Below are 1,550 nucleotides of genomic sequence, written 5' to 3' on the forward strand. Positions count from 1 at the left end.
AAGTGGCACTAGCCCCAGGGCCGATGAGGCGATTAGGGAAACGGCGGGGCAGGTTTTAACCTATAACAATCAATTGGTAGATGCCCTTTATTCCTCTACGGCGGGGGGGGTAACGGCCAAGTTTAGCGATGTCTGGAATGGGGAAGAGCGGCCCTATCTTCAGGCGGTCATCGACTCGGCCCAGCCCATTTGGAATTTGTCCAACCAAAGCCTGGCCGACGAAGCGACTTTCCGTAAATTTATCAACCTCAAGGAAGGATTTAACGAAACGGGGCGGAAGTTTCTGCGCTGGCGCTACCCATCTACGTTGGCGGAATTGAATCAGGATCTGAAAAAGTATCTGACCAACCGGCGCCATCCCCTGGCGGATTTCACCACCATTTACGATATGAAGGTCACTAGGCGATCGCCATCGGGGAGAATTTTAATGCTGGAGGTGCTGACCGATAAAGGCGTGGTGGAATTGGCTAAAAACGAAGCCCGCAGTGCCTTTGGTCCTCCCCGCAGTACCCTGTTCTACCTGGAACCCACCTACGATGCTAACCAGCGACTCCAAAGCGTCTTTTTCGTTGGGGGAGGCTTTGGCCATGGGGTCGGCATGAGTCAATTTGGCTCCTATAAGCTATCCCAGTTGGGATGGTCGGCGGAACAAATTTTAGCTTTTTATTATCCTGGCACTCAAATCAGACAGCTCAATGAGCAAATTCTAGGGCAAACTCCCCGCCCTTGATGCCAACTTTTTTTCACCTACATTCTCACCCCACTGCGTATGACTTCCATGCCCATCGAAATTTCTGTTCAGGACTTAGCCCTGATGTTGGCTCACCCCAACGGCGATCGCCAATTGATTGATGTGCGGGAACCCCATGAGGTGGAAATTGCGGCCCTGCCAGGCTTTGAAACCCTGCCCTTGAGCGAGTTTGCCCACTGGTCTGATACTATTCAAGAACGATACAAATCTGACCAGGAAACTGTGGTGCTTTGCCACCATGGCATCCGTTCAGACCAAATGGCCCACTGGTTAGTGGATCAAGGTTTTAGTAAAGTTAAAAACGTAGTGGGGGGAATTGATGCCTATTCCCGTGTGATTGATGCCACCATTCCCCGTTATTAACTCCCATTGGCATCACTGCAGAGGGCCGAACTGTTTGGTTTTGAGGACAATAGCCGATATTATTAAGAAAAGTAACCGGGACGGACGGGACTGTCCCCATGGCCTGGTGTCTAGTATTATCGTCAACTTGGTTAACTGTTAGCCCGCTAGTCAATAGTCAACTTTTTTAATATCCAACAGGGCCCTTTGCCCAAGCAATTTCTCCTACAGAAAATATCCCCGGAGGTATTTACATCATGTCCATTCGTCTTTACGTCGGTAACCTACCCAAAGAATCCATTGAGCGGGAAGCACTACAGGAAGTATTTGCAGAAGCCAATGCTGTTGTTTCCACCAAAGTTATCAAAGACCGTAAAACGGGTAAATGCCGGGGATTTGCTTTTGTAACGGTTTCCACTGACGAAGCGGCGGATGAATTCATCGAGAAATATAATGG

2 protein-coding genes and 1 pseudogene are annotated in these 1,550 nt (G+C 49.5%); all 3 read left to right on the top strand.

The features are described 5' to 3' along the window. A partial coding sequence (locus IQ219_RS19515) for a SpoIID/LytB domain-containing protein (RefSeq protein WP_194073714.1) occupies positions 1–730 on the top strand: 730 nt, incomplete at its 5' end. Between the two features lie 39 nt (positions 731–769). After that, positions 770–1,114, top strand: a complete 345-nt coding sequence (locus IQ219_RS19520) for a rhodanese-like domain-containing protein (protein ID WP_190596980.1) — start codon at positions 770–772, stop codon at positions 1,112–1,114. Between the two features lie 236 nt (positions 1,115–1,350). After that, positions 1,351–1,550: pseudogene (locus tag IQ219_RS19525) on the top strand (RNA-binding protein); the annotation flags it as partial.

This window comes from Synechocystis sp. LEGE 06083 (assembly GCF_015207725.1).
Lineage (GTDB): Bacteria > Cyanobacteriota > Cyanobacteriia > Cyanobacteriales > Microcystaceae > Synechocystis > Synechocystis salina.